At 72.6% G+C, this 23,594-nt stretch carries 22 protein-coding genes; 12 read left to right on the forward strand and 10 right to left on the reverse strand.

All coding sequences use genetic code 11. The annotated features are described in order from the left end of the window. Positions 1–109 precede the first annotated feature (109 nt). Together yaaA and K4B79_RS14910 are read left to right on the forward strand one after the other, a co-directional pair. Entirely contained in the window at positions 110–892 is a 783-nt protein-coding gene (gene yaaA / locus K4B79_RS14905; protein WP_232027053.1) for a peroxide stress protein YaaA, read from the forward strand. 62 nt (positions 893–954) lie between these two features. Then, entirely contained in the window at positions 955–1,578 is a 624-nt protein-coding gene (locus tag K4B79_RS14910; RefSeq protein WP_232027054.1) for a bifunctional 4-hydroxy-2-oxoglutarate aldolase/2-dehydro-3-deoxy-phosphogluconate aldolase, read from the forward strand. A 14-nt stretch (positions 1,579–1,592) separates the two neighbouring features. Here the strand turns inward: K4B79_RS14910 and K4B79_RS14915 are convergent, their stop codons facing one another. The 3 genes from K4B79_RS14915 to K4B79_RS14925 are packed head-to-tail and all read right to left on the reverse strand — an operon-like array spanning position 1,593 to position 4,438. Continuing rightward, complete coding sequence (locus K4B79_RS14915) at positions 1,593–2,828, reverse strand: bifunctional RNase H/acid phosphatase (protein WP_232027055.1); 1,236 nt, start codon at positions 2,826–2,828, stop codon at positions 1,593–1,595. A gap of 12 nt (positions 2,829–2,840) precedes the next feature. Beyond that, on the reverse strand, positions 2,841–3,584 hold the full coding sequence (locus K4B79_RS48265; RefSeq protein ID WP_306504794.1) for a zinc ribbon domain-containing protein: 744 nt from the start codon (positions 3,582–3,584) through the stop codon (positions 2,841–2,843). Further along, positions 3,581–4,438, reverse strand: coding sequence for a Nif3-like dinuclear metal center hexameric protein (locus K4B79_RS14925; RefSeq protein WP_232027057.1), 858 nt, complete (start codon positions 4,436–4,438; stop codon positions 3,581–3,583). Before K4B79_RS14925 ends, K4B79_RS48265 begins: the two co-directional genes overlap by 4 nt. A 188-nt stretch (positions 4,439–4,626) precedes the next feature. On the opposite strand from K4B79_RS14925, the gene K4B79_RS14930 reads away from it, so the two are divergent. Further along, complete coding sequence (locus K4B79_RS14930; RefSeq protein WP_232027058.1) at positions 4,627–5,877, forward strand: hypothetical protein; 1,251 nt, start codon at positions 4,627–4,629, stop codon at positions 5,875–5,877. A 97-nt stretch (positions 5,878–5,974) separates the two neighbouring features. After that, positions 5,975–6,142: a hypothetical protein gene (locus tag K4B79_RS14935; RefSeq protein WP_232027059.1), complete on the forward strand. Its 168-nt coding sequence runs from the start codon at positions 5,975–5,977 to the stop codon at positions 6,140–6,142. Positions 6,143–6,280: 138 nt separating this feature from the next. Here K4B79_RS14935 and K4B79_RS14940 read toward each other — a convergent pair whose 3' ends face one another. The 3 genes from K4B79_RS14940 to K4B79_RS14950 form a co-directional block, all read right to left on the reverse strand. Then, positions 6,281–7,219, reverse strand: coding sequence for a 3-oxoacyl-ACP reductase (locus K4B79_RS14940; RefSeq protein WP_232027060.1), 939 nt, complete (start codon positions 7,217–7,219; stop codon positions 6,281–6,283). Positions 7,220–7,229: 10 nt separating this feature from the next. After that, positions 7,230–8,306 (reverse strand): Zn-dependent alcohol dehydrogenase, encoded by a 1,077-nt coding sequence (locus K4B79_RS14945; protein ID WP_232027061.1) that lies wholly within the window; start codon positions 8,304–8,306, stop codon positions 7,230–7,232. 100 nt (positions 8,307–8,406) lie between these two features. Further along, complete coding sequence (locus K4B79_RS14950) at positions 8,407–9,264, reverse strand: MaoC/PaaZ C-terminal domain-containing protein (RefSeq protein WP_232027062.1); 858 nt, start codon at positions 9,262–9,264, stop codon at positions 8,407–8,409. A gap of 275 nt (positions 9,265–9,539) precedes the next feature. Here K4B79_RS14950 and K4B79_RS14955 point away from each other — a divergent pair, with 275 nt between their 5' ends. Continuing rightward, positions 9,540–10,964, forward strand: coding sequence for a sensor histidine kinase (locus K4B79_RS14955; protein ID WP_232027063.1), 1,425 nt, complete (start codon positions 9,540–9,542; stop codon positions 10,962–10,964). Between the two features lie 59 nt (positions 10,965–11,023). Beyond that, entirely contained in the window at positions 11,024–11,656 is a 633-nt protein-coding gene (locus K4B79_RS14960; protein WP_232027578.1) for a response regulator transcription factor, read from the forward strand. 160 nt (positions 11,657–11,816) lie between these two features. Here K4B79_RS14960 and K4B79_RS14965 read toward each other — a convergent pair whose 3' ends face one another. Next, the gene (locus K4B79_RS14965; protein ID WP_232027064.1) at positions 11,817–13,247 is read right to left on the reverse strand and encodes an MFS transporter; all 1,431 of its coding nucleotides are present in this window, start codon (positions 13,245–13,247) and stop codon (positions 11,817–11,819) included. Between the two features lie 169 nt (positions 13,248–13,416). Here K4B79_RS14965 and K4B79_RS14970 point away from each other — a divergent pair, with 169 nt between their 5' ends. The 6 genes from K4B79_RS14970 (at position 13,417) to K4B79_RS14995 (ending at position 19,482) form a co-directional block, all read left to right on the forward strand. Then, the gene (locus K4B79_RS14970; RefSeq protein ID WP_232027065.1) at positions 13,417–15,150 is read left to right on the forward strand and encodes an MFS transporter; all 1,734 of its coding nucleotides are present in this window, start codon (positions 13,417–13,419) and stop codon (positions 15,148–15,150) included. Positions 15,151–15,345: 195 nt separating this feature from the next. After that, positions 15,346–15,999, forward strand: a complete 654-nt coding sequence (locus K4B79_RS14975) for a class I SAM-dependent methyltransferase (protein ID WP_232027579.1) — start codon at positions 15,346–15,348, stop codon at positions 15,997–15,999. A 36-nt stretch (positions 16,000–16,035) separates the two neighbouring features. After that, the gene (locus tag K4B79_RS14980) at positions 16,036–17,013 is read left to right on the forward strand and encodes an N-acetylmuramoyl-L-alanine amidase (protein WP_232027066.1); all 978 of its coding nucleotides are present in this window, start codon (positions 16,036–16,038) and stop codon (positions 17,011–17,013) included. A gap of 161 nt (positions 17,014–17,174) precedes the next feature. After that, complete coding sequence (locus K4B79_RS14985) at positions 17,175–18,023, forward strand: DUF5336 domain-containing protein (RefSeq protein WP_232027067.1); 849 nt, start codon at positions 17,175–17,177, stop codon at positions 18,021–18,023. A 99-nt stretch (positions 18,024–18,122) separates the two neighbouring features. Next, positions 18,123–19,130, forward strand: a complete 1,008-nt coding sequence (locus tag K4B79_RS14990) for an LLM class F420-dependent oxidoreductase (protein ID WP_232027068.1) — start codon at positions 18,123–18,125, stop codon at positions 19,128–19,130. Positions 19,131–19,191: 61 nt separating this feature from the next. Continuing rightward, complete coding sequence (locus K4B79_RS14995) at positions 19,192–19,482, forward strand: hypothetical protein (protein ID WP_232027069.1); 291 nt, start codon at positions 19,192–19,194, stop codon at positions 19,480–19,482. 155 nt (positions 19,483–19,637) lie between these two features. Here K4B79_RS14995 and K4B79_RS15000 read toward each other — a convergent pair whose 3' ends face one another. Genes K4B79_RS15000 through K4B79_RS48270 form a run of 3 tightly spaced genes read right to left on the reverse strand, consistent with a single transcriptional unit; the run spans position 19,638 to position 23,535 of the window. Next, positions 19,638–20,708 carry a prenyltransferase/squalene oxidase repeat-containing protein gene (locus K4B79_RS15000; protein WP_232027070.1) on the reverse strand — a complete coding sequence of 357 codons (1,071 nt, stop codon included), beginning with the start codon at positions 20,706–20,708 and terminating at the stop codon, positions 19,638–19,640. Next, complete coding sequence (locus K4B79_RS15005; RefSeq protein WP_232027071.1) at positions 20,705–21,457, reverse strand: class I SAM-dependent methyltransferase; 753 nt, start codon at positions 21,455–21,457, stop codon at positions 20,705–20,707. The genes K4B79_RS15000 and K4B79_RS15005 overlap by 4 nt, the downstream gene beginning before the upstream one ends. Beyond that, positions 21,451–23,535: a glycosyltransferase family 4 protein gene (locus K4B79_RS48270; RefSeq protein WP_232027072.1), complete on the reverse strand. Its 2,085-nt coding sequence runs from the start codon at positions 23,533–23,535 to the stop codon at positions 21,451–21,453. The genes K4B79_RS15005 and K4B79_RS48270 overlap by 7 nt, the downstream gene beginning before the upstream one ends. Positions 23,536–23,594 lie beyond the last annotated feature (59 nt).

Genomic DNA, 23,594 nt, shown 5'->3' on the forward strand with positions numbered 1-23,594 from the left:
GCACGCCGTAGAGCACGCCGTACGCTGTCGCAAAGCTCTACAGGAACAGCTCTACAGGAACAGCTCCACAGGAACAGAAGTCTGTGGAGAGACAGAAGGAGATCCACCCGTGCTAGTCCTGCTGCCGCCCTCCGAAGGCAAGGCGTCCTCCGGCCGCGGCGCCCCGCTGAAACTGGAGTCGCTGTCGCTGCCGGGGCTCGCCGACGCCCGTGCCGCCGTACTGGACGAGCTGGTCGAGCTGTGCGCGGCGGACGAGGAGAAGGCGCGCGAGGTGCTGGGGCTGAGCGAGGGGCTGCGCGGCGAGATCGCGAAGAACACGGAGCTGCGGACGGCGGGGGCGCGGCCCGCCGGGGAGATCTACACCGGTGTGCTCTACGACGCTCTCGGCCTGTCCTCCCTGGACCCGGCCGCGAAGAGGCGTGCCGCCCGGTCTCTGCTGGTCTTCTCGGGGTTGTGGGGTGCCGTCCGGATCACGGACCGGATCCCCTCGTACCGCTGCTCGATGGGGGTGAAACTGCCGGGGCTCGGGGCGCTGGGCGGTCACTGGCGTACGGCGATGGCGGCGGCGCTGCCCGAGGCGGCGGGCGACGGGCTGGTGCTGGATCTGCGGTCCTCGGCGTACGCGGCGGCGTGGAAGCCGAAGGGTGAGATCGCCGGGCGGACGGCGGGGGTGCGGGTGCTGCACGCGCCGACGCGGAAGGTGGTCAGCCACTTCAACAAGGCGACCAAGGGGCGGATCGTCCGCGCCCTGCTGTCGGCCGGGGTCGCTCCGAAGGGGCCGGCGGAGCTGGTGGAGGCGCTGCGGGATCTCGGGTACGTGGTGGAGGTGGAGGCGCCCGCCCGGGCGGGGCAGGCGTGGTCGCTGGACGTGCTGGTGGACGAGATCCACTAAAGCTATTGCAAGGTACGCAACAGCCTTTGCGCAGACTGCACACACTGGGCAGGATGAGAGCCATGGCCTCATCACCGCTGGACCTCGCCCCCGTCGTGCCCGTCGTCGTCATCGAGGACGCCGCCGACGCCGTACCGCTCGCGCGGGCGCTCGTGGCGGGCGGGCTGCCCGCGATCGAGGTGACGCTGCGGACGCCGGCCGCGCTCGACGCGATCCGGGCGATCGCCGACGGGGTGCCGGACGCCGTGGTCGGGGCGGGCACGGTGATCACGCCCACGCAGGTGGAGGAGTCGGTGGCGGCCGGGGCGCGGTTCCTGGTCAGTCCGGGCTGGACGGACGTCCTGCTGGAGGCGATGCGGGCGTCCGGGGTGCCGTTCCTGCCGGGGGTGTCGACGACGTCGGAGGTCGTGGCGCTGCTGGAGCGCGGGGTGCGGGAGATGAAGTTCTTCCCGGCCGAGGCGGCGGGCGGTACGGCGTACTTGAAGTCGCTCGCGGGGCCGTTGCCGCAGGCGCGGTTCTGCCCCACGGGCGGGATCGGCCCGGGGAACGCGCCCGCGTACCTGGCGTTGCCCAACGTCGGCTGCGTGGGCGGTACTTGGATGCTCCCGCCGGACGCGCTCGCGGCGCGGGACTGGACCCGGGTGGAGGCGCTGGCGCGGGAGGCGGCGGGGCTGCGCGTCCGGTGACCCGGCCCGTACGGTCAGCGCAGGTGTGACGTGTCGTTCAGGAGACGGACGCTCGCATTGCCGTCGGCGTAGTACGCCACCACCGACAGCGAGGCCGCCGAGAGTTCCATGCGGAACAGGGACTCGGGCGGGGCGCCGAGGGCGAGTCGTACGAACGTCTTGATCGGGGTGACGTGCGTGACGAGCAGGACCGTGCGGCCCGCGTACGCGGCGACCAGCTTGTCGCGGGTGGCGGCGATCCGGGTGGCGGTGGCCGCGAAGCTCTCGCCGCCGCCGGTGGGTTCGGCCTCCGGGTCGGCCAGCCAGGTGTTCAGGTCGTCCGGGTACCGCTCGCGGACCTCGCCGAAGGTGAGCCCCTCCCAGGCACCGAAGTCCGTCTCGCGCAGGCCCTCGTCCACGGTCACCTCGATACCGAGCCGGGTGGCGATCGCCGCGGCGGTCTCGCGCGTCCGGGCGAGCGGTGAGGCGACGATGTGCTGGATCGTGCCCCGCCTCGCCAGCGCTACGGCGGCCCGCTCGGCCTGGCCCCGCCCGATCTCGGAGAGGGACGGATCCGTCCCCCCGCTCCCCGAGAACCGCTTCTCCGGCGTCAACGGCGTCTCCCCGTGCCGCAACAGCACGAAGGTCGCCGGCGCACCCATGTCGGCCCCCGCCGACCACCCGGGCGACGAGACGGTCCGCGCGGCCCGAACGTCGGCGTCGGCCTTGGCGGCTCCGCCGCCCCCCACCTCCACGGCTCCGCCGCCCAACCGCTCCGCCGCTCCGCGACGAGAAGAAGAAGCCGAGGCCTCGGCGACCGCGTCCAACTCCGCCGTCGAAGCCGACGCAGACCACCGCTCCCCCCGCTTCCCCGCGTCCATCGCCTCGTTGGCCAACCGGTCCGCGTGTTTGTTCTGTTCCCGGGGGATCCACTCGTAGGTGACCTGGGAGGCCGGGAAGACGGACGCCGCCTCCAGGGCCAGGGGCTTCATGTCCGGGTGCTTGATCTTCCAGCGGCCGGACATCTGCTCGACGACGAGCTTGGAGTCCATGCGGACATGGACGCGGGCGGTGGGGTCGAGGGCGTGGGCGGCGCGCAGGCCGGCCAGCAACCCCCGGTACTCGGCGACGTTGTTGGTCGCGACGCCGAGGTACTCGGCGGCCTCGGCCAGGGTCTCGCCCGTGGCCGCGTCGAGCACCACGGATCCGTAGCCCGCGGGCCCGGGGTTGCCCCGCGACCCGCCGTCGGCCTCGACGATGAACTCCCGCACGCCCAACGCTCCTTACAGGCCGGACTCGGACGTACGGACCAGGATGCGCCGGCAGTTCTCGCACCGCACGACCGTGTCGGGCGCGGCCGAGCGGATCTCGTTGATGTCGGTGATGGCGAGCTCCTGGCGGCAGCCCTGGCAGGTGCGCTGGTACAGCTTGGCCGCGCCGACGCCGCCCTGCTGCTCGCGGAGCTTCTCGTACAGCTTGAGCAGGTCGGCCGGGATGACCCCGGCGATGACCTCGCGCTCCTTGGTGACCGTGGCGACCTCGCCGTCGATCTCCTCGACGGCCGCGTCCCGGCGGGCGGTCGCGTCGTCGATCTTCGACTGGACGGAGCCGACCCGCTCGGTGAGCTCGGCGACCCGCTCCTGGACGGACTCGATGCGCTCCATGACCTCCAGGACGATGTCCTCCAGGTCGCCCTGCCGCTTGGCGAGGGAGGCGATCTCGCGCTGGAGGTTCTCCAGGTCCTTCGGGGAGGTGACGGCACCGGAGTCCAGGCGCTGCTGGTCGCGGGCGGCACGCTGGCGCACCTGGTCCACGTCCTGCTCGGCCTTGGTCTGCTCGCGGGTGGTGTCGCTCTCCTCGGTCTGCGCGGCCACCAGGAGGTCGCGCAGTTGCGTCAGATCCTTGGTCAGCGACTCGATCTCGGCGTGCTCGGGCAGCGACCTGCGCCGGTGCGCGAGCTGCTGGAGGCGGACGTCAAGGGCCTGGACGTCGAGAAGGCGGATCTGGTCGGCGGGCGCGGCGTTCAGTTGGGGGCTCCCGGTGAGCTAGAGGTGTCGGCGGACGCCGCGTGGGCGGTCCAGGGGTCGGTGACCGTCTTCGAGACGTGGACCCTCAGGCCCCATCCCTTCCGGTCGGAGATCTCGTCGAGCTGGGCTGCGGCCAGCTCGCACCAGGGCCACTCGGTGGCCCAGTGCGCCGCGTCGAGCAGCGCGAGGGGACTGTGGGCCACCGCTTCGGAGGCCGGGTGGTGACGCAGGTCCGCGGTGAGGAAGGCGTCGACGCCGGCGGCGCGGACCTGGTCGAAGAGGCCGTCGCCGGAGCCGCCGCTGACGGCGACCGTGCGCACCACGGCCTCGGGGTCGCCGGCGACGCGGATGCCCTGCGCGGTGGCGGGCAGGCGCTCGGCGGCGCGGGCGGCGAGTTCGCGGACGGTCAGGGGGTGGTCGAGCTCGCAGACGCGGCCCAGCCCTCGACGGCCCTCCGGATCACTCGCGTCGGGCACCAGCGGGCCCGTGACCCGCAGGTCCAGCGCCCCGGCCAGCGCGTCGCTGACCCCCGGGTCGGCGGTGTCGGCGTTGGTGTGGGCGACGTGCAGCGCGATGTCGTTCTTGATGAGGGTGTGCACGACACGGCCCTTGAAGGTGGAGGCCGCCACCGTCGTCGTACCGCGAAGGTAGAGGGGGTGGTGGGTGACCAGCAGGTCGGCGCCCAGCTTCACCGCCTCGTCGACGATCTCCTGGACCGGGTCGACGGCGAACAGGACCCGGGTGACCTCCTGGCCGGGCTCGCCCACGACGGTGCCGACCGCGTCCCAGGACTCGGCCCGTTCGGCGGGCCACAGGTTCTCCAGCGCGGTGATGACTTCAGACAGACGGGGCACGCAGGACAGGCTACCTGCCTGTTCTGCCCCGTTGAACCTGTCCCGGCGGCGGTCGTCCCGCCCAGCACAGTCGCCCCGCATTCCTCAGGCGAATCGTTCCTCGGTCACCCCTTTGCGTGAAGAGGGTGTCCGCCGGTCCCCCGTCCGTGCGTACGAAAACTAGCTTCGTTGCCGGAGGTGACCGAACGATGACGGCCTGTGCGATCGAGCCGGCGGCGGCGGACGAGGACGGCGGGTCCCCGGGGTCGGGGTGCGCGATCACAGTCGACGGTTCCTACGCCGCGCGCCTCGCCGGGGACGGCGACCGTCTCTTCCCGGAGCGCTGGACGCTGGACGGCCCCGAGCCGTACGCGGTGCCGCTGCCCGGCAACCAGCCGGAGGAGCCCGGTACCGAGGTGCAGCCGATGGGCGACGGGCGGGTGCTCATCCGGCGGCTGGCGGACGGGCGGCACGCCTTCTCGCTGCTGTACCCGACGGGCCCGGCCACGGGCGAGCTGCCGCTCGGCGCGGTCGAGTGCCCCGAGGAGGGCGACCGGCTGCGGCTGCTGCCGCCCGCGCCGGGCGGGGACAAGGCGTACGCCCTCGCCGTGGGCCGGCACTCCAGCACGGTGTGGCTGGTGGCGGGCGGCGCCTTCGGGCCCGAGCGTCTCGCGCAGATCCCGGGGCGCTGCTCGGGCGGGGTGTGGCTGGACCGTACGGGCCGGATGCTGGCCTTGGACCGGGAGGTCGGCGGCCGGACCAAGACGGTCGTGGTGGATCTGGAGCGGGACGGTGAGGTCTCGCCCCTGCTCCAGATCGCCGCGGAGAGCGACGACCGGCTGCTGCTCGCCGACCCGGACAGCGGGCTGCTGCTGATCCGGTCGGACGCGCCGTCGCCGGGCGAGCAGCGGCTGGGCTGGGGCGTGCTGGGGAGCACGCTGCCGGTCCGTTTCCCGGAGTGTCTGCGGGCACCCGGCTGCACGGTCACGCCCTTCGCCGTGCAGCCGGGGCAGGTCCTGATGCCGGAGAGCTGCGCGGTGGCGCTGCGGATCGACGGGCCGCTCGGCAGCTGGGTCGGCGTGTGGCGGCCCGCCGAGCGGCGGACACGTCATTTCCCGGCGCCCGAGGGGTGGTTGGCGGGCGCCGGGCTGTGGACCGAGGACGGGGTGCTCCATCTTCCGTACGCCACGGCCGAGACGCCGTGCGCGGTGGCGCGGGTGGAGGCGCCTTCGGGGGAGACGGGGAGCTCGGGGGAGACGGGGGGCTCGGGGGACGCGGGGAAGGCGGGGGACGCGGGCCCGGAGGATCCGGAACGGGGTGGTGGTACGGCCGTACGGGAGACGTCGGGGGATGGGTCCCCGGCCGCGGCCGAGCCACCGGAACCGGGTCCTCCGGCGCCCGTCGCGCCCCGCCCTGTGCCCCTGCAACAGGCGCCTCTGGGGAATCTTGTAACGAACTAGTGCCGGTTGGGGTTGTCGCCTGGATTCGGCCCCCGGGGCGCCGGTTAAACTCGCCCGGCTGTAAGAAAGATCATGTTGACGGGGTGAGTTTCAACCGATGAGTGACGCCAGCAGGAACCAGCCGGTTGCCGACGTCCAGGAGTCCACCGGCCACGGCCGGCACCGGGGTCCGGTCTCGGTCCACGACAGCGAGTCGGCCCCCCGCGGCCGGCACCGCAAGCAGTCCGGCCACCAGTCGGCCGAGCAGGCCGAATCGGCGGCCTGAACGAGCGGTAGCGAGCGATACGGCCCTGTCCTCTCCTCCGAGAGGGCGGGGCCGTTTCCGTGCCCGCTGCCGTGTGGGCTTTCCGTGCCCGCTGCCATGTGGGCTTTCCGTGCCCGCTGCCATGTGGGCTTTCCGTGCCTACTCCCTCTTCAGCCCCAGGACGTCGGCCGCCGCGAAGGTCTCCCCGTCCGGTCGGGCCGCGTAGTGCGGGGTGAGCAGCGCGTCCAGTTCGTCGTAGCTGAAGGTGTCCTGCTTGCTGTCGAACTTCGCCTGGACACGCGGCCGTTCGACGATCGCGACCATGCCGCCGTGGACGACGATCAGCTGGCCGTTGACCCGGGCGGCGGCGGGTGAGGCCAGGTAGCCGACGAGCGGGGCGACGTGCTCGGGGGCGAGCGGGTCGAGTCCGTCCTCGGGGCGTTCGAGACCGGCGAAGACGTCCTCGGTCATTCGGGTGCGGGCGCGCGGGCAGATCGCGTTGGCGGTGACGCCGTACTTGGCCAGCGCGAGGGCGGTGGAGGTGGTGAGGCCGACGATCCCGCCCTTCGCGGCGGCGTAGTTGGGCTGTCCGGCGGATCCGGCGAGGAACGCCTCGGAGGAGGTGTTCACGATCCGCCCGTACACCGGTCCTTGGGCGGCCTTGGACCGGGCGCGCCAGTGGGCGGCCGCGAAGTGGGTGGTGTTGAAGTGCCCCTTGAGGTGGACGCGGATCACGGCGTCCCACTCGTCCTCGGTCATGGAGAAGACCATGCGGTCGCGCAGGATGCCCGCGTTGTTGACGAGGACGTCCAGCTTGCCGTATGCGGCGATGGCCATCTCGACCAGTTCGCCCGCCTGGTGGAAGTCGCCGACGTCACCGGTGTGGGCGACGGCCCTGCCGCCGGCCGCCCGGATCTCGGCGGCGACCTGTTCGGCGGGCGCGGCGGAGGCGTCGCCGGAGCCGTCCCGGCCGGGCTGTCCGTAGTCGTTGACGACGACGGACGCGCCGAGCCGGGCGAGTTCCAGGGCCTCGGCGCGGCCGAGTCCGCGGCCGGCGCCGGTGACGATCGCGCAGAGGCCCTCCAACGGCCTTGGCATGGGGGTCCCCTCAGATCTCGATGCAGGTACGCAGGGCGGTCCCCGTGCGCATCTGGTCGAGGGCCTCGTTGATGTCGGACAGCGGGACGCGGTGGGTGATGAGCCCGTCGAGGTCGACGCGGCCGGCCCGCCACAGGGCGATCGTGCGCTCGTAGGAACGCAGGACGTCTCCGCCGCCGTACATCGAGGGGAGGATGCGCTTCTCGTCGAAGAACAGCTCGAACATGTTGAGCTGGAGGTTGTCGTCCATGGCGCCCGCGCCGACGACGACGAGGGTGCCGCCGCGCCGGGTCTGGTCGTAGGCGGTGCGGGCGGTGGCGGACTTGCCGACGACCTCGAAGACGTAGTCGAAGCCCTCGCCGGCGGTGATCTGCTGCTTGGCGTCGGGCAGTTCGTCGGGGGAGACGGCCTTCGTCGCGCCGAACTTCAGGGCGGACTCACGGCGGGACACGACCGGATCCACGGCGACGATCTCGGCGGCCCCCCTGAGCCGGGCGCCCTGGATCACCGAGATGCCGACGCCCCCGCAGCCGATGACGGCGACGGACGAACCCGCCTCCACGTCCGCGGTGTTGAGGGCGGCGCCGAGTCCGGTGGTCACGCCGCAGCCGATGAGGGCGGCGATGTCGAAGGGCACGTCGTCGGGTATCGGGACGGCGCATCCGGCGGCGACGACGACCTCCTCGGTGAAGGTGCCGGTGCCGGCCATGCCGAAGACGTCCCCGCCGGGGCGCTTGAAGTTGGGGGTGCCGGCGTTCATGAACCCGGCCAGGCACAGTTCCGTCTGGCCGCGCTTGCAGGCGGGACAGGCTCCGCAGGCGGGCAGCCAGCACATCACCACCCGGTCGCCGGGGTTCAAGTGGGTGACGCCTTCCCCGACTTCGAGGATCTCGCCCGCGCCCTCGTGGCCGGGGACGAACGGCGCCGGCTGGGGCAGGACGCCGTTCATCGCGGACAGGTCCGAGTGGCACAGCCCGGTGGCCCGTACCCGGATCCGCACCCGGCCGGGCCCGAAGCCCACCGCCTCGACGTCGTCGAGGACCTCCAGCTTGTCCTGGCCGATCTCGTTCAGTACGGCTGCGCGCATGGTGCGGCTCCCCTCGGGGTCGTACGGGTTCAGGAGTGCGGGTCGGGGTCGTACGGGTTCCGGAGTGCGGGTTCAGACGTGTGGATTCAGGCGTGCGGGTTCAGGAGTGTTCGACGATGGTGTCGGCGAGGACGGGCGCGTCCGCTCGCTCGACGGCGCTCACGGCGACCCTGGTCGCCTCCGGGGTGTGCCACATCCGGATCCGCAGGGTCTCCCCCGGGTAGACCACCCCGGCGAAGCGGGTGGCGTACGACCGCACCCGGGTGACGTCCCCGCCGAGCAGCGTGTCGACGACCGCCTTGAGGGTGACGCCGTAGGTGCACAGCCCGTGCAGGATGGGCCGCTCGAAGCCGGCGAGCTTGGCGAACTCGGGATCGGCGTGCAGCGGGTTCCAGTCGCCGGAGAGGCGGTACAGCAGGGCCTGGTCCTCGCGGAGCGGGCGCTCGACGGTCCGGTCGGGGTCGCCGGTGGGCGGGTCCAGGCGGGCGGAGGGGCCGCGGTCGCCTCCCCAGCCGCCTTCCCCGCGTACGAAGATCTGGGCGTCGTTGGTCCACAACGGACCCTGGGCGTCGGCGACCTCGGTGCGCATGACGAGGACGGCGGCCTTGCCCTTGTCGTACACGGCGGCGATCCGGGCGGTGGCGGTCGCGGTGCCCTTGACGGGCAGGGGGCGGTGGACGGTGAGCGACTGGCCGCCGTGCAGGACCTTGGCGAGGTCGACGTCGACGCCGGGCATGGACAGGCCGCCGATCACCCCGGGCGAACCGGCGCCCGCGACGGTGGCGAAACTGGGCAGCACGTGCAGCCGGGACTCCAGGGTGTAGCGCAGCTCGTCGGGGTCGGTCGCGGGGACGCCGGCGCCGATGCCGAGGTGGTAGAGCTGGACGTCCTTGTGGTCCCAGGTGATCTCGCCGGAGCGGGGCTCGGCGGCGAGGGCCTTGGCTGCGTCGATGGGCATGCGGCTCCCTGAGGGCTCAGAGACCTCGGTACGGCCGTCCGCACCGTCGGCCGCACCGAGGTCGTCACGGGCCGATCTAGAACGCGTTCCAGTCCGGCGACCTCTGTATAGCCCAGGGCTCGGCAGTTGTGAAGACTCCTGACAGGGTGTCAGGTCCGGTGGTGGTGTCGGCTCCGTCGGGATGAGTCGGGATTCGTCGGGGGTGACATTTGTCCTGCGGGAGGCCGTACAGGCGGATCTGCCGCGCGGGCTCGCGGGTGCGTAGCGTCGTAGGCATGTCGGAGCGAAGGAACTCGGAGCGAAGGAACAGGGGCGGGTCCTGGCTGCGCGCGGTCTCGTGCCGTCTGGACGCCTGGCAGCTGGCCCACCAGCACGCGCAGGAGCAGCGGCGGTACTACGACGCGAACAAGGACCGGCTCAAGGACGAGTGCCGGGAGGCGCGCAAGGCCGGGAGGACGCCCGAGCACGTGGGCCCGACCGGCTTCGCCCTGCTGCCGTGGCTGCTGCTGGGGATGGGTGCCTTCTCCAACCTCTTCCAGGGGCACACCCCGAACCCCTGGATCGGCGGCCTGGGGCTGCTCGCCTTCAACTCGCTCTACATCTACGTGGCCTTCCGCTCCTTCGTACGGGAGAAGCGGGAGGCGGTCTCGACGCGGGTGGCGCTGGTGCTGATGGGCCTGCTGACCTGCGGTCTGGCCCTGGGATACGGCGACAACTGGCTTCTGTTCTTCCCCCTGCTCGGCCTCGCCACGGGCGCGGTGGTGCGGATGCCGCACCTGCGCTGGGCCGGGACGGTGGTGGCGCTGCTGGCCGGGGTGGTCTCCGTGACCAGCGACGGCTGGGGCGGCCTCGACACGGCGTACGCCACGTGGATCTCGACGATGGTCACCGCGGCGATCCTGTCGTTGTCGGAGGCCGTACGGGAGCTGCGGGCGGCCCGCGAGGAGTTGGCGCGGCGAGCTGTCGAGAAGGAGCGGCTGCGGTTCTCCCGCGATCTGCACGATCTGCTCGGCCACACGATGTCGGTGATCGTGGTCAAGGCGGAGGCGGCCCGGAGGCTTGCCGACCGCGACCTGACGGCGGCGCTCGGCCAGATCACCGACATCGAGTCCGTCGGCCGCCAGGCCCTCACCGAGATCCGCGAGGCCGTCACCGGCTACCGCGAGGGCAGCCTCACCACCGAGCTCGACCGGGCCCGCTCCGCCCTCTCCGCGACCGGCGTCGACCTCGTCCTCCACCAGTCCGGTACTCCTCTCCCGGCCCAGACGGAGTCCCTGCTCGGCTGGGTCGTCCGCGAGGCCGTCACCAACGTCGTCCGGCACAGCGGGGCCCGTCGGTGCGAGATCAGTGTGGTGCGGGGGGCGGAACAGGTACGGCTGACGGTGACGGACGACGGGGTGGGGGGTGCGGACGCCGGCGGCCTCGGCGGGACGGGGGCCGCGCACGGCATCGGCGGCACCGGCCTCAGGGGTCTCACGGAACGCCTGGCGGCGGCGGGAGGCTCGCTCACGGCCGGGCCCGGACCGCGGGTGGGTTTCGTCGTGAGCGCGGAGCTTCCCTTGGAGGGCGGGGAGTCACCAGGGTCTCCGGCGGCGGGTGGTCTGCGGGAGCCGATGGGGGTGGAGGGGACGGGCATGGGTGGGGCGGCGGCCGCGGCAGCGGTGGCGGCGGTGCGGCGGGCGGGTGCTACGGCTCCGTGAGGGGGTGCGGGCACAACTCCTCCAGTCGCCCCGCGCCCTACGCTTGGGCCGTGAACGAGATGCCGCGGGATCACCGGCCCGCCAAGTCCATCAGAGTGCTGCTCGCCGAGGACCAGGGGATGATGCGCGGCGCACTCGCGCTGCTGCTCGGCATGGAGGCGGACATCGAGGTCGTGGCGCAGGTGGGGACGGGGGACGTGATCGTGGACACGGCCCTGACCCACCGCCCTGACGTGGCACTCCTCGACATCGAACTGCCCGGCATGAGCGGTCTGGACGCCGCCGCCGAACTGCGCGAGCAGGTCCCCGACTGCCGGGTGCTGATCCTCACCACCTTCGGCCGCCCCGGCTATCTGCGCCGGGCCATGGAGGCGGGCGCCGCGGGTTTCCTCGTCAAGGACGGTCCCGTGGAGGAACTGGCCGCCTCGATCCGCCGCGTCCTGACCGGCGAGACCGTGATCGACCCGGCCCTGGCCGCCGCCGCGCTCAGCGCCGGCCCCAGTCCCCTCACCGCCCGCGAGTGCGACACCCTCAGGGCCTCCGCCGACGGCGCGACCGTCGCGGACATCGCCGCGAAGCTCCACCTCTCCGAGTCCACCGTCCGCAACTACCTCTCCTCCGCGATCGGCAAGACGGGCACCCGCAACCGGCTGGAGGCGATGCGGGAGGCTCGGCGGCAGGGTTGGCTGTAGGCGACCTGACCGCAGGCGACCTGACCGCAGGCAGCCTGACCGCAGGCAGCCTGACCGCAGGCAGCCTGACCGCAGGCAGCCTGACCGCAGGCAGCCTGACCGCAGGCAGCCTGACCGCAGGCAACCCGGCGGCAGGCAACCGCAGAAGGCTCCCCCCGCCTCAAGCGGCCTGGACCTTCCGCGGCAGCCACAGCAGCATCAGCACCGCCCCGCCGATCAGCACCCCCGTGCCGGTGCGGAACACCAGGGCGTAGCCCTCGGTGAGGGCCTGCGGGGTGTGGCTGCCCGCCGTGCGGGACGCGGCGATGGTGGACATGACGGCGAGGCCGAGGGAACCGCCCATCGTGCGGGAGGTGTTGACCAGGCCCGAGACGAGGCCCGCCTCTCCCGGGGCGGCGCCGGAGATGGCCAGGGCGGCGAGGGGAGTGATCGCGAGGCCGGCGCCGAGCATCATCAGGATCCCGGGGATCATGATCGCGGTCAGGTAGGGCGCGTCCACCCGCAGCGTCGACTGCCAGCCGAAGCCGACGGCCGCCACCGCCGTGCCCAGCACCGCCGTGGCCCGGTGCCCGACCGCCCGCATGCACCGCGGGGCGACCTTGGAGCCGAGGATCACGGCGAGGGAGCTCGGCACCAGGGCGAGTCCGGCGTCCAGCGGGGAGTAGCCCAGCACGTTCTGGGCGTAGAGGGTCATGAAGAACCACATGCAGAACATCACGGAGCCGCTGAGGAACATCGCCACGTTCGCCGAGGCCACCGCGCGCACCCGCAGCAGTCCGAGCGGCATCAGCGGGGCCGCCGTACGGGATTCGACGGCGAGGAAGAGGGCGAGCAGCGCGAGGCCCAGGGCCAGGGGGACGAGGGTGGCCGCGGCGGTCCAGCCGGCGGCCTCGGTCTGGGAGATGCCGTAGGCCAGCAGGGCGAGGCCGGACGTGGCCAGCAGGGCGCCCGGCAGGTCGAGGCGGCGGCGGTCCCCGGCGCGGCTCTCCGGCAGCCGGAGCAGGGAGCCGATGAGGACGACGGCGCCGATCGGCACGTTGATGAGCAGCACCCAGCGCCAGGACAGCACGTCCACCAGGGCGCCGCCGACGAGTCCGCCGGCCGCGCCGCCGCCGGCGCCGACGGCCGTCCAGGTCCCGATGGCCCGCGCGCGGGCGGCACCCTCGGGGACGGCGGCGGTGAGGATGGTCAGGGTCGAGGGGGCGAGCACCGCGGCGCCCAGTCCCTGTGCGGCGCGGGCGACCAGCAGCTGCCAGCCGTCCTCGGCGAGTCCGCCGCCGAGCGAGGCCAGCGTGAACAGGCCGAGGCCTATCAGGAACATCCGCTTGCGGCCGTAGAGGTCACCGGCCCGGCCGCCGAGGAGCATGAACCCGGCGAAGGCGATGGCGTAGGCGTTCACCACCCACTGAAGTCCCTGGTCACCGAGGCCGAGGGTGGTCCGCATGGAGGGCAGTGCCACGTTCACAACGGACACGTCGAGGACGACGAGGAACTGACCGGCGCAGGCCAGGGCCACCACCAGCCAGGTGGGCGGAGCCGAGCGGAGACGGGAGGCGAGGGCGGTGTCAGTGGCTTCCGGCATGCTGGCCATGGTCCCAATCCGGCTCGACTTCCCCAAGAGAATATAAAGAAATCGTTAGTATGCCGAAGCATCGGAATAGTTGCCCGCGCATACGTAGTTCACACCACACGTACCTGACCCGCGTACTTGAACCGCGTACCTGACCGCACCGACGTCCCGGCCCGGAGGCCTGCCTCACATGACGCACACACCGACCGACCAGCCCACCAGGAGAGCGACCAGCGCCGTCGTCCCGGTCCTCGCCTTCGCGGGCATCGTCGTCGCGGTGATGCAGACCCTGCTCGTCCCGGTGATCAAGGACCTGCCGCAGCTGCTGGACACCGAGCCCAGCAACGCCACCTGGGTCCTGACCTCGACCCTGCTCTCCGGCGCCGTGGCCACGCCGATCATGGGCCGCCTCGGCGACCTGTTCGGCAAGCGGCGCATGCTGATCCTCAGCCTCGCGGTGATGGTCGTCGGCGCCCTGGTCAGCGCCGTCACCAGCGATCTGCTCACCATGATCGTGGGCCGTACCCTCCAGGGCTTCGCGATGGGCGCGATACCCCTCGGCATCGGTCTGATGCGGGACATGCTGCCCCGCGAGAAGCTCGGCTCGGCGATGGCCCTGATGAGCTCCTCGATCGGCGTCGGCGGCGGTCTCGCGCTGCCCGCCGCGGCCCTGGTCGCCCAGCACGCCGACTGGCACGCCCTCTTCTACGGCGCCGCCGGCCTCGGCGCGCTCTCCATCGCGCTCACCCTCCTCGTCGTCCCCGAGTCCCCGATGCGCGCCGAGGGCTCCTTCGACCTGCCGGGCGCGCTCGGCCTGTCCACCGGCCTGGTGCTGTTCCTGCTGCCGATCACCAAGGGCAGCGACTGGGGCTGGACCTCCGCCACCACGCTCGGACTGTTCGCCGCCTCGGCCGTCGTCCTCCTCCTGTGGGGCGTGATGGAGCTGAAGGTGAAGGCCCCCCTGGTCGACCTGCGCACCACGGCCCGCCCGGCCGTCCTCTTCACCAACCTCGCCTCGATCATGGTCGGCGTCAGCTTCTACGTCGTCTCGCTCGTCCTTCCCCAGCTCCTCCAGCTGCCCAAGGCCACCGGCTACGGCCTCGGCCAGTCGATGGTCGTCGCGGGCCTGCTGGTCGCCCCGCTGGGCCTGACGATGATGGTCACGGCCCCGGTCTACGCCCGCCTGTCGGCCAAGTACGGCCCCAAGACCACCCTCATCCTCGGCATGCTGATCATCGCGATCGGCTACGGCGCCGGCCTCGGCCTGATGAGCGCCGCCTGGCAGAGCCTGGTCATCTCGGTCGTCCTGGGCGCCGGCATCGGCCTCGCCTACTCCTCCCTCCCCGCGCTGATCGTCGGCGCGGTCCCGGCCTCGGAGACGGGCGCGGCGAACGGCCTCAACACCCTGATGCGGTCCATCGGTACGTCGGTCTCCAGCGCCGTGATCGGCATGGTCCTGGCCAACACCGCGCACACCGTGAACGGCGTCGAGATCCCGACCATGCACGGCTTCCGCGTCTCCTTCCTCATCGCGACCGGCGCCGTCGCCGTCGGCCTCCTGATGGCCCTGTTCCTGCCGAAGCCGGACCGCGCCCCGCAGCTGCGGGCCAGCAGCGAGGAGGACGCGGGGATCGAGCGGGCGGAGGAGGCCCTGCGCGGCTTCCGCGGTCGCGTCCTGGACGCGACCGGCACGCCTGTCCCCCGGGCCAAGGTCACGCTGATCGACCGGCGGGGCCGCCAGGCGGGCGCGGCGGTGTCCTCGGCGGACGGCAGCTATGCCCTGCCGGTGCCGTCGGGCGGCGCGTATGTGCTGGCCGCACGGGCTGCCGGGTACGGGCCGTTGGCTTCCTCGGCGACGCATGCGGGGGGTTCGTCGGCCGTGGAGGTGGATCTGGCGTTGCCCGGGGAGAGCGTGGGCGTGTAGCGCTCCATTGGGGTGCCACTCGATGTCGTCTCGCGGCTGCGGCGTCGTTGTGGCTGGTCGCGCCCCGCGGCGGAGCCGCTATTCGACACAGCCCCGCGCCCCTGAGGGGCGTAGCGCACCCCCTGTCGATTCATCGGCCGGGGGTGCGGCAGCATGAGGCGACTGTCCGCACGTATGACCGAGAGGAAACCGCCGATGCCCGCGGCCGCTCCCAAGCCCGAGATCCTGGCCGCGTTCGAGGCGGCGAAGGGGTTCATGCCGGTGGGTGAGGGCCTCGCCCTCTACTCGGCGGCCCTGGAGGCCGGGCGGCTCGAGCTCCCCCTCCTGGAGGTCGGCACGTACTGCGGCCGCTCCGCGATCCTCCTCGCCGACGCGGCCCGCGAGGCCGGGGTCGTCGCGCTGACCGTCGACCACCACCGCGGCAGCGAGGAGCAGCAGCCCGGCTGGGAGTACCACGACCCGGAGACGGTCGACCCCGAGCTCGGCCTGATGGACACCCTGCCGACCTTCCGCCGCACCCTGCACCGGGCCGGCCTGGAGGAGCACGTCGTCGCCCTGGTCGGCCGCTCCCCGCAGGTGGCGCAGATCTGGGGCTCCCCCCTCGGCCTCGTCTTCATCGACGGCGGCCACACCGACGAACACGCCAACGCCGACTATGAGGGCTGGGCACCCCACATCGCCGAGGGCGGCCTGCTCCTCATCCACGACGTCTTCCCCGACCCGGCCGACGAGTTCACCGGCCAGGCCCCCTACCGCGTCTACCTCAGAGCCCTCGCCTCCGGCGCCTTCACGGAGCTCTCGGCGACGGACTCCCTGCGCGTGCTGCGGCGGACGGGGGCGGGGATCTGAGAGCGGAGGCACCGGAGCCCGGTTAGAGTCGCTGTCGTGTCGTACGTAGGCCCCGGCTTCGAACCGTCCCCGCCCCGCCGTTCCCGGCGGCGTCCGCTGGCTGTCGCGCTCGTCGCGCTCGTGCCGGGTGCGTTGCTCGGGTGGGTGGTGTTCGAGGCGGTGGGAGGTACGGGCACGGGGTCGGACGGGTCCGCGGGCGCGGTCGGGACGACGGCGTCGGCGAGTGCGTCCGGCTCGCCCAGGGCCTCTGGTCCGTCCTCGTCCGGCTCGGGTGACGGCAAGGCGAGCGGATCGCCGAAGGCGAGTCCCACTCCGGCCGCCTCGGCGCCCGTCGTCTCCGGCCCGCTCAAGGGCAAGGTGGTCGTCATCGATCCGGGTCACAACCCGGGCAACTTCCAGCACACGGCCGAGATCAACCGCAAGGTGGACATCGGTACGAACCGCAAGGAGTGCGACACCACGGGGACGGCCACCAACTCCGGCTACAAGGAGGCGGAGTTCACCCTCGACGTGGCCCACCGGATGCGCACGCTGCTGGAAGCGCAGGGTGCCACGGTGAAGCTGACCCAGGACGGCGACCGGCCCTTCGGGCCCTGCGTGGACGAGCGGGCCCGGATCGGCAACCGGGCGAAGGCCGACGCGGTCGTCTCGGTCCACGCGGACGGCTCGGCGGCCGGCAACCGCGGCTTCCACGTCATCCTTCCGGGCAGCGTGCACGAGGGCGCCGCCGACACCCGTGCGATCGTCGCCCCCTCGCGCGCCCTCGGCGAGCGCGTCGCGGGCAACTTCGTGCGGGCGACGGGCAGCGCCCCCTCCAACTACATCGGCGGCGGTACCGGTCTCGACACCCGTACGGACCTGGGCGGTCTCAATCTGTCAACGGTTCCCAAGGTGTTCATCGAGTGCGGCAACATGCGCGACAGCAAGGACGCGGCGCTGCTCACCAGCGGCGCCTGGCGGCAGAAGGCGGCGCAGGGGATCTCTGATGGAATCGTGAGTTTCCTGCGCGGGTAGTGACCAGGCCATTGATCCTGGCGGACACCTTGTTCTCACGGACGATAGTGTCGTCCTTACGATGAGGGGCCACCCCCGCGCTTCACACCGGGGCCTGACGGCGACATGGTGACAGCGAGCCTCCTACCGACGACGAGACGACCTACGAAGGACCGACTGAAGTGAATATCCGCTCCCTCACTAGAGGCGACGGCGTGGTGATCGGAGCAGCGGTCTTGCTGTTCATCGCCTCGTTCCTCGACATCTACTCGATCGACGGGGTCCCGGACGGTTACGACCTCCCCAGCCTCTGGGCGAGCGGGCCGGTCGTACTCGGAGTAGTGCTGGCGGGGATCATCGGCGCCGCGCTCGTCGTTGTCTCCCACGGCCTGCCGCAGGTCCCCAAGGTGGCCGGTCTCGACCTCGGCCAGTTCGGCGTGGCCTTCACGGTCTTCGCCGCCTGGAGTGCGCTCGGCAACATCTTCGACCCGGCCGGCGGCGCGAACAACGGCGGCAGCGGCGGCGGCTCGGCCGGTCCGGACGCCGGTATCGGCCTGATCCTGGCCCTCATCGCCACCCTGGTCATGGCCGCCGCGGCCATCGCCACCCCGCTCGTCCCGGCCCTCAAGGCCGCCCTGGTCCCGGCCCCCCGGCCACAGCAGCCGCAGCCCTACGGCGCCCAGCCGCCCGGCGGTTACGGCTACCCCGGCGCCCCGCAGCCCGGCCAGCCGGGTCAGCCGCAGCCGGGTCAGCCCTACGGCGCTCAGCCGCAGCCGGGGCAGCCGTTCGGCGGCCAGCCGCAGCAGGCCCAGCCGCCGGCGCCCGCGGCGGCGGAGTTCTCGCCGTTCTGGTTCGCCGTGCCGGTGCCGCGTCCGCTGTTCGCGGAGGACGGCTCGCCCACGCCGATCGCCGAACTGGCCCCGGGTACCTGGTACCTGGCGGTCGAGCAGCGCGGCCCGGCGCTGGTCGCGCAGACGCAGGACGGTCGCCGTGGCGTCCTCCAGGACACCTCGGGGATCCAGCGCGGCTGAGTCCACGCAGTCGTACGACGGCCTCTCGCCCTTCCGGGCGGGGGGCCGTTGTCGTACAGTCGCCCCCTCGGTTTGCTGACGCATCGTCAGGAGGCAGGTATGCGGCTCGGTCTGGCGCTCGGCTACTGGGGTCGCGGCCCCTCCTCCGACCACGTGCCGCTCGCCCAGGAGGCCGAGCGGCTCGGCTACGACTCCGTGTGGACGGCCGAGTCGTGGGGGTCGGACGCCTTCACCCCGCTCACCTGGATCGCGGCGCGGACGTCCCGGATCAAGCTCGGTACGGCGGTGGCGCAGATGGCGGCGCGTTCGCCGGTGACGACGGCGATGCACGCGCTGACCCTGGACCATCTCTCCGGCGGCCGAGTGCTGCTCGGGCTCGGGCTGTCCGGGCCGCAGGTCGTGGAGGGCTGGTACGGGCGGCCGTTCCCGAAGTCCCCGCTGACCGCGACCAGGGAGTACGTCGACGTCGTACGGCAGGTGCTGCGGCGGGAGGCTCCGGTGACCGTGGACGGGCGCTTCCACCCCCACCCCTACCGGGGCCCGGACGCCACCGGCCTGGGCAAGGCGCTGAAGTCCATCACGCACCCCCTGCGCCCCGACCTCCCCGTCCTGCTCGGCGCCGAGGGACCGAAGAACGTGGCGCAGACGCTCCGGATCGCGGACGGCTGGCTCCCGTTGTACTGGTCACCGAGTCGGCCGGAGGCGTACGGCACGCTGGAGGACCTGCGCGAGGGCTTCCTCGTCGCCCCCATGGCCCAGGTCCGCGTCTGCGACGACGTCGCCGAAGGGCTGCTGCCCGTCAAGGCGATGCTCGGCTTCTACATCGGCGGGATGGGCCACGCGGCCCGCAACTTCCACGCCGACCTGATGGGACGCATGGGGTACGAGGAGGAGGCCCGTCGGATCCAGGACCTGTTCCTCTCCGGCCGCCGCGAGGAAGCCGTGCTGGCGGTACCGGACTCCTTCGCCGACGAGATCTCCCTGGTCGGGCCGCGCGAACGCATCGCCGAGAAGCTGGAGTCGTGGCGCAAGGGTCCCGTCACCGACCTGCTGGCGCTGGCGCCGGACGCGCGGACGCTGCGGGTGCTGGCGGAACTCTCCTCGTGAGCGCTTCCGGCCCCGTAAGCGCTTCTGGTTTCAAACAGGAATTCGGGGCCATCCGATAGACATGTCTCGATATCGCAGCGGTTCCAACTCCGCGGGTACGGTCATCGCCATCGTCGCGGACATCATGGCCGTGATCCTCGGCCTGTGGATCCTGATGTGGCTCCTGGACGCCAACCGCGGCAACGACCTGGTCCAGTTCATCCAGGACGCCGCCAACTGGCTCGCCGGCTGGTCCCGCGACCTGTTCACCTTCGACGAGGCCTGGGCCCGAGTGGTCGCCGGCTACGGCCTGGCGGCGGTGGTCTACCTGTTCATCGGCCACGCGATCGCCAACAGGGTGCATCGCCACTAGGTCTTGCCCCTGGGGCGCCACTAGATCTTGCCTCTGGGGGCGAGCGCAGCTCGCCTCTCAGGGGCGCGGGGCTGTATCGATTTGCGGCTCCGCCGCGTGGGCGCGACCAGCCCCAACGCACCCGCATCCGCCGACGACCAGACCCGACCGAGCTCTTAGGCACAGCAGTCGGGGTCCAACCCCAGAGGCAAACGGTCCCCACCGAACACCGCACACGTGGCCTCGTGCCCCCCGAGCGCGGCGACGGCCAGCAACAAAGACCCCGCCGTCCACGTCGTCAGCTCGCGCGGCCAGATCGCGTCGTCCTCGAAGACGTACCCGGTCCAGTAGAGCCCGGACTCCTCGTCCCGCAGGTGCCGGATCGACTTCAGGATCTCCAGCGCGCGGTCGGACTCGCCCATCACCCAGAGCGTGAGGGCGAGTTCGGCCGACTCGCCGCCCGTCACCCAGGGGTTGGGCACCACACACCGCACGCCGTACTCGGGCACGACGAACCGCTCCCAGCCGTCCTCCACCCGGGACTTGGCCTCGGCGTCGGTCAACGCGCCGCCCAGGACGGGGTAGTACCAGTCCATCGAGTAGCGGTCCTTGTCGAGGAACCGCTCCGGGTGCCGGCGGATGGCGTGCCGCAGCGCCCCCGCCGCCAGTTCCCAGTCCGGCTGCGCCTCCTCGCGCTGCTCGGCGATCGCGAGCGCGCACCGCAGCGCGTGGTGGATCGAGGAGGACCCGGTCAGCAGCGCGTCCGTGGTGAACGTGCCGTCGTCCTCGCCCTTCCAGCCGATCTGACCGCCGGGCTGCTGGAGCCGCAGCACGTACTCGATCGCCGCGTGGACGGTCGGCCAGATGCGGTCGAGGAAGGTGTCGTCGCCGGTGGCGAGGTAGTGGTGCCAGGCGCCCACCGCTATGTAGGCGACGAAGTTCGTCTCCCGCCCCCGGTCGGTGACCTGGGCGAAGTCCCCGTCCTGGTACGCCGCGTACCAGGAACCGTCCTCGTTCTGGTGCCGCGCGAGCCACTCGTACGCCCGCTCGGCGGCCTCGTGCTCACCGGCCGCGTCCAGCGCCATCGCGGCCTCGGTGTGGTCCCACGGGTCGAGGTGGTGCCCGCGGAACCACGGGATCGCCCCGTCCTCGCGCTGCACGGCGAGCAGACCGGCGACGGTCGCGGCGGCCTGCTCGGAGGTGAGAACCCCGGGCAGGACGAGGTGTTCTGTCCGGGACGCCGTCACCGGGCGTCCACGGCGTCCACAGCACCCACGGCGGGCAGGTGCGGCTTGGTCGCGTACGCCACGAAGCTCTTGCCGATCAGCGGGTTGAGCGCCTGCTCGGCGACCCGCGTGGCCAGCGGTTTCTTCATGATGTCCCAGACCAGCAGCTTGTGGTACGCCCGTACCGGCAGCGCCTTGTCGTTGTCGACGCCGAACGCGCACTTGAGCCACCAGTACGGCGAGTGCAGCGCGTGGGCGTGGTGGGTGCCGTACGGCTTGAGTCCGGCCTCGCGGATCTTCGCGAGCAGTTCGTCCGCCTTGTAGATGCGGATGTGGCCGCCCTCGACCTCGTGGTAGGCGTCGGACAGCGTCCAGCAGACCTTCTCGGGGCCGTAGCGCGGGACGGTGATCGCGATCCTGCCGCCGGGCCTGAGTACGCGGACCATCTCGGCGAGGACGCCCTTGTCGTCCGGGATGTGCTCCATCACCTCGGAGATGATGACGACGTCGAAGGACTCGTCGGGGAAGGGCAGCGCGAGCGCGTCGCCCTCCATCGCCGTGGCGGTCGCCCCCTCGGGTGCCTCGCCGGCCTCCTTCATCGCCGCGAACCACTTCGCGACCTCGCGGATCTCCTCGCCGTTCTGATCCAGCGCCACGACCTGGGCGCCGCGCCGGTAGCACTCGAACGCGTGCCGTCCGGCACCGCAGCCGAGGTCCAGCACACGGTCGCCCGGGGCGAGCGGGAACCGGGAGAAGTCGACGGTCAGCACGTGGCCCTGCTTTCGGGATGGGAATCGACGTCGGTCTGGGGTGCGGCGACGGCCGCGGGACGGGCACCGCCCGGGTCCCCGCTCGCCGGGGTTGCCGCGGATCGGGCGGGTGGCGTGGGCGCGGATCGGACGGGTGGCAGGGCCACGGAGCCGCCGGAGGGCGAAGTCGCGGATCGGGCGGGAGGCGTGGGCGCGGAGCCTCCGGAAGGCGTGGGCGCAGAGCTGCCGGATGGCGTGACCGCGGAGCGGGCGGGTGGCACGGCCCCGGAGCCGCCCGAGGGCGTGGCCGCAGAGCCGCCGGGAGGCGTGGGCACGGAGCCTCCGGATGACACGGCCACGGAACCGCCAGAAGGCATGGCCGCAGAGCCAGCGGATGGCGTGACCGCGGAGCGGGCGGGTGGCACGGCCCCGGAGCCGCCCGAGGGCGTGGCCGCAGAGCGGCCGGGAGGCGTGGGCACGGAGCCTCCGGAAGGCGCGGGCGCGGAGCCACCGGGAAGCGTGACCGCAGAGCCGCCGGCTGACACCGCCACGGAACCGCCAGAAGGCATGGCCGCGGAGCGGCCGGGAGGCGTGGCCGCGGAGCGGGCGGGTGGCACGGCCCCGGAGCCGCCCGAGGGCGTGGCCGCAGAGCGGCCGGGAGGCGTGGGCACGGAGCCTCCGGAAGGCGCGGGCGCGGAGCCACCGGGAAGCGTGACCGCAGAGCCGCCGGCTGACACCGCCACGGAACCGCCAGAAGGCATGGCCGCGGAGCGGCCGGGAGGCGTGGCCGCGGAGCGGGCTATGGCCTCGCGGTAGCGGGTCACCGTGCCCTCCGCGGCTCGGGACCAGGTGAAGTGGGCCAGTACGCGCTCACGGCCGGCGCGGCCCAGGCGGGCTCGGAGTTCCGGGTCGCCGAGGAGGCGGCTGAGGGCGGCGGCCAGTGCGCCCGGGTCGCCCGGAGGCACCGCCAGGCAGGTTTCGCCGTCCCGGCCGGCCACCTCGGGGATCGCGCCGCCCGTCGTCGCGACGAGGGGGGTGCCGGTGGCCATGGCCTCCGCGGCCGGCAGGGAGAAGCCCTCGTAGAGCGACGGTACGCAGGAGACCTCGGCCGAGCGGACCAGGTCGACCAGTTCGGCGTCCGAGATGCCCTTGACGAACTCGACGGCGCCTTCGAGGCCGTAGCGCTCGATCGCGGTGGCGACGGGCCCCTCCTCGGGCCGCTTGCCGACGACGACGAGGTGGGCGTCGGGCCGTTCGGTGCGGACCTTGGCGAGGGCCTCGACCAGGTGGACCAGGCCCTTGAGGGGGACGTCCGCGCTGGAGGTGGTGACGATCCGGCCGGGGACGACGGGCACCGACGGGTCCGGGGAGAACAGGTCGGTGTCGGCACCGATGTGGACCACGTGGATACGGTCCTCGCGGACGCCCAGGTCCTCGATGATCTCCGCACGCGAGGTGCCGGAGACGGTGAGCACGGAGGGCAGCCGGCGGGCCACCCGCTTCTGCATGCGGGTGAAGGCGTACCAGCGGCGCACCGAGTACCGGCGCTGCCAGCCCTCCGCCGCGGCCAGCTCCAGGCGGCGGTCCACGGTGATGGGGTGGTGGATCGTGGTGACCAGCGGGGCGCCGACGTCGCCCAACAGGCCGTAGCCGAGCGTCTGGTTGTCGTGCACGACGTCGAACTCGCCGCGCCGGGCGCGCAGATGGCGGCGGGCGCGCAGCGAGAAGGTGAGCGGTTCGGGGAAGCCGCCGGTCCACATCGTCGCCACTTCGAGCGCGTCGATCGCGTCGCGGTACTCGCCGCGCCTCGGGGTGCGGAAGGGGTCGGGCTGGCGGTAGAGGTCGAGGCTCGGCAGCTCGGTGAGGCTGAGGCGGTGGGCGTACTCCGCGCCCTCGTCGAGGACGGGATACGGCTGGGAGCCGATGACCTCGACCCGGTGGCCGAGGCGGGCCAGCTCGCGCGAGAGGTGGCGTACGTAGACCCCCTGGCCCCCGCAGAACGGGTTCCCCTTATAGGTGAGGAGTGCGATGTGGAGCGGTCGCTCGCCGTCGGCGGCCGGGTCCTGAGAAGACCCTGCCTGACTGGCCTCAGCGGTCACTCTGGGCCCCCTTCTGCCTGCACTGTCCCGCGAGACTACGACGGGACGGTAATCTAGAA

This window comes from Streptomyces lincolnensis (assembly GCF_021173675.1).
Taxonomy (GTDB): domain Bacteria; phylum Actinomycetota; class Actinomycetes; order Streptomycetales; family Streptomycetaceae; genus Streptomyces; species Streptomyces lincolnensis_B.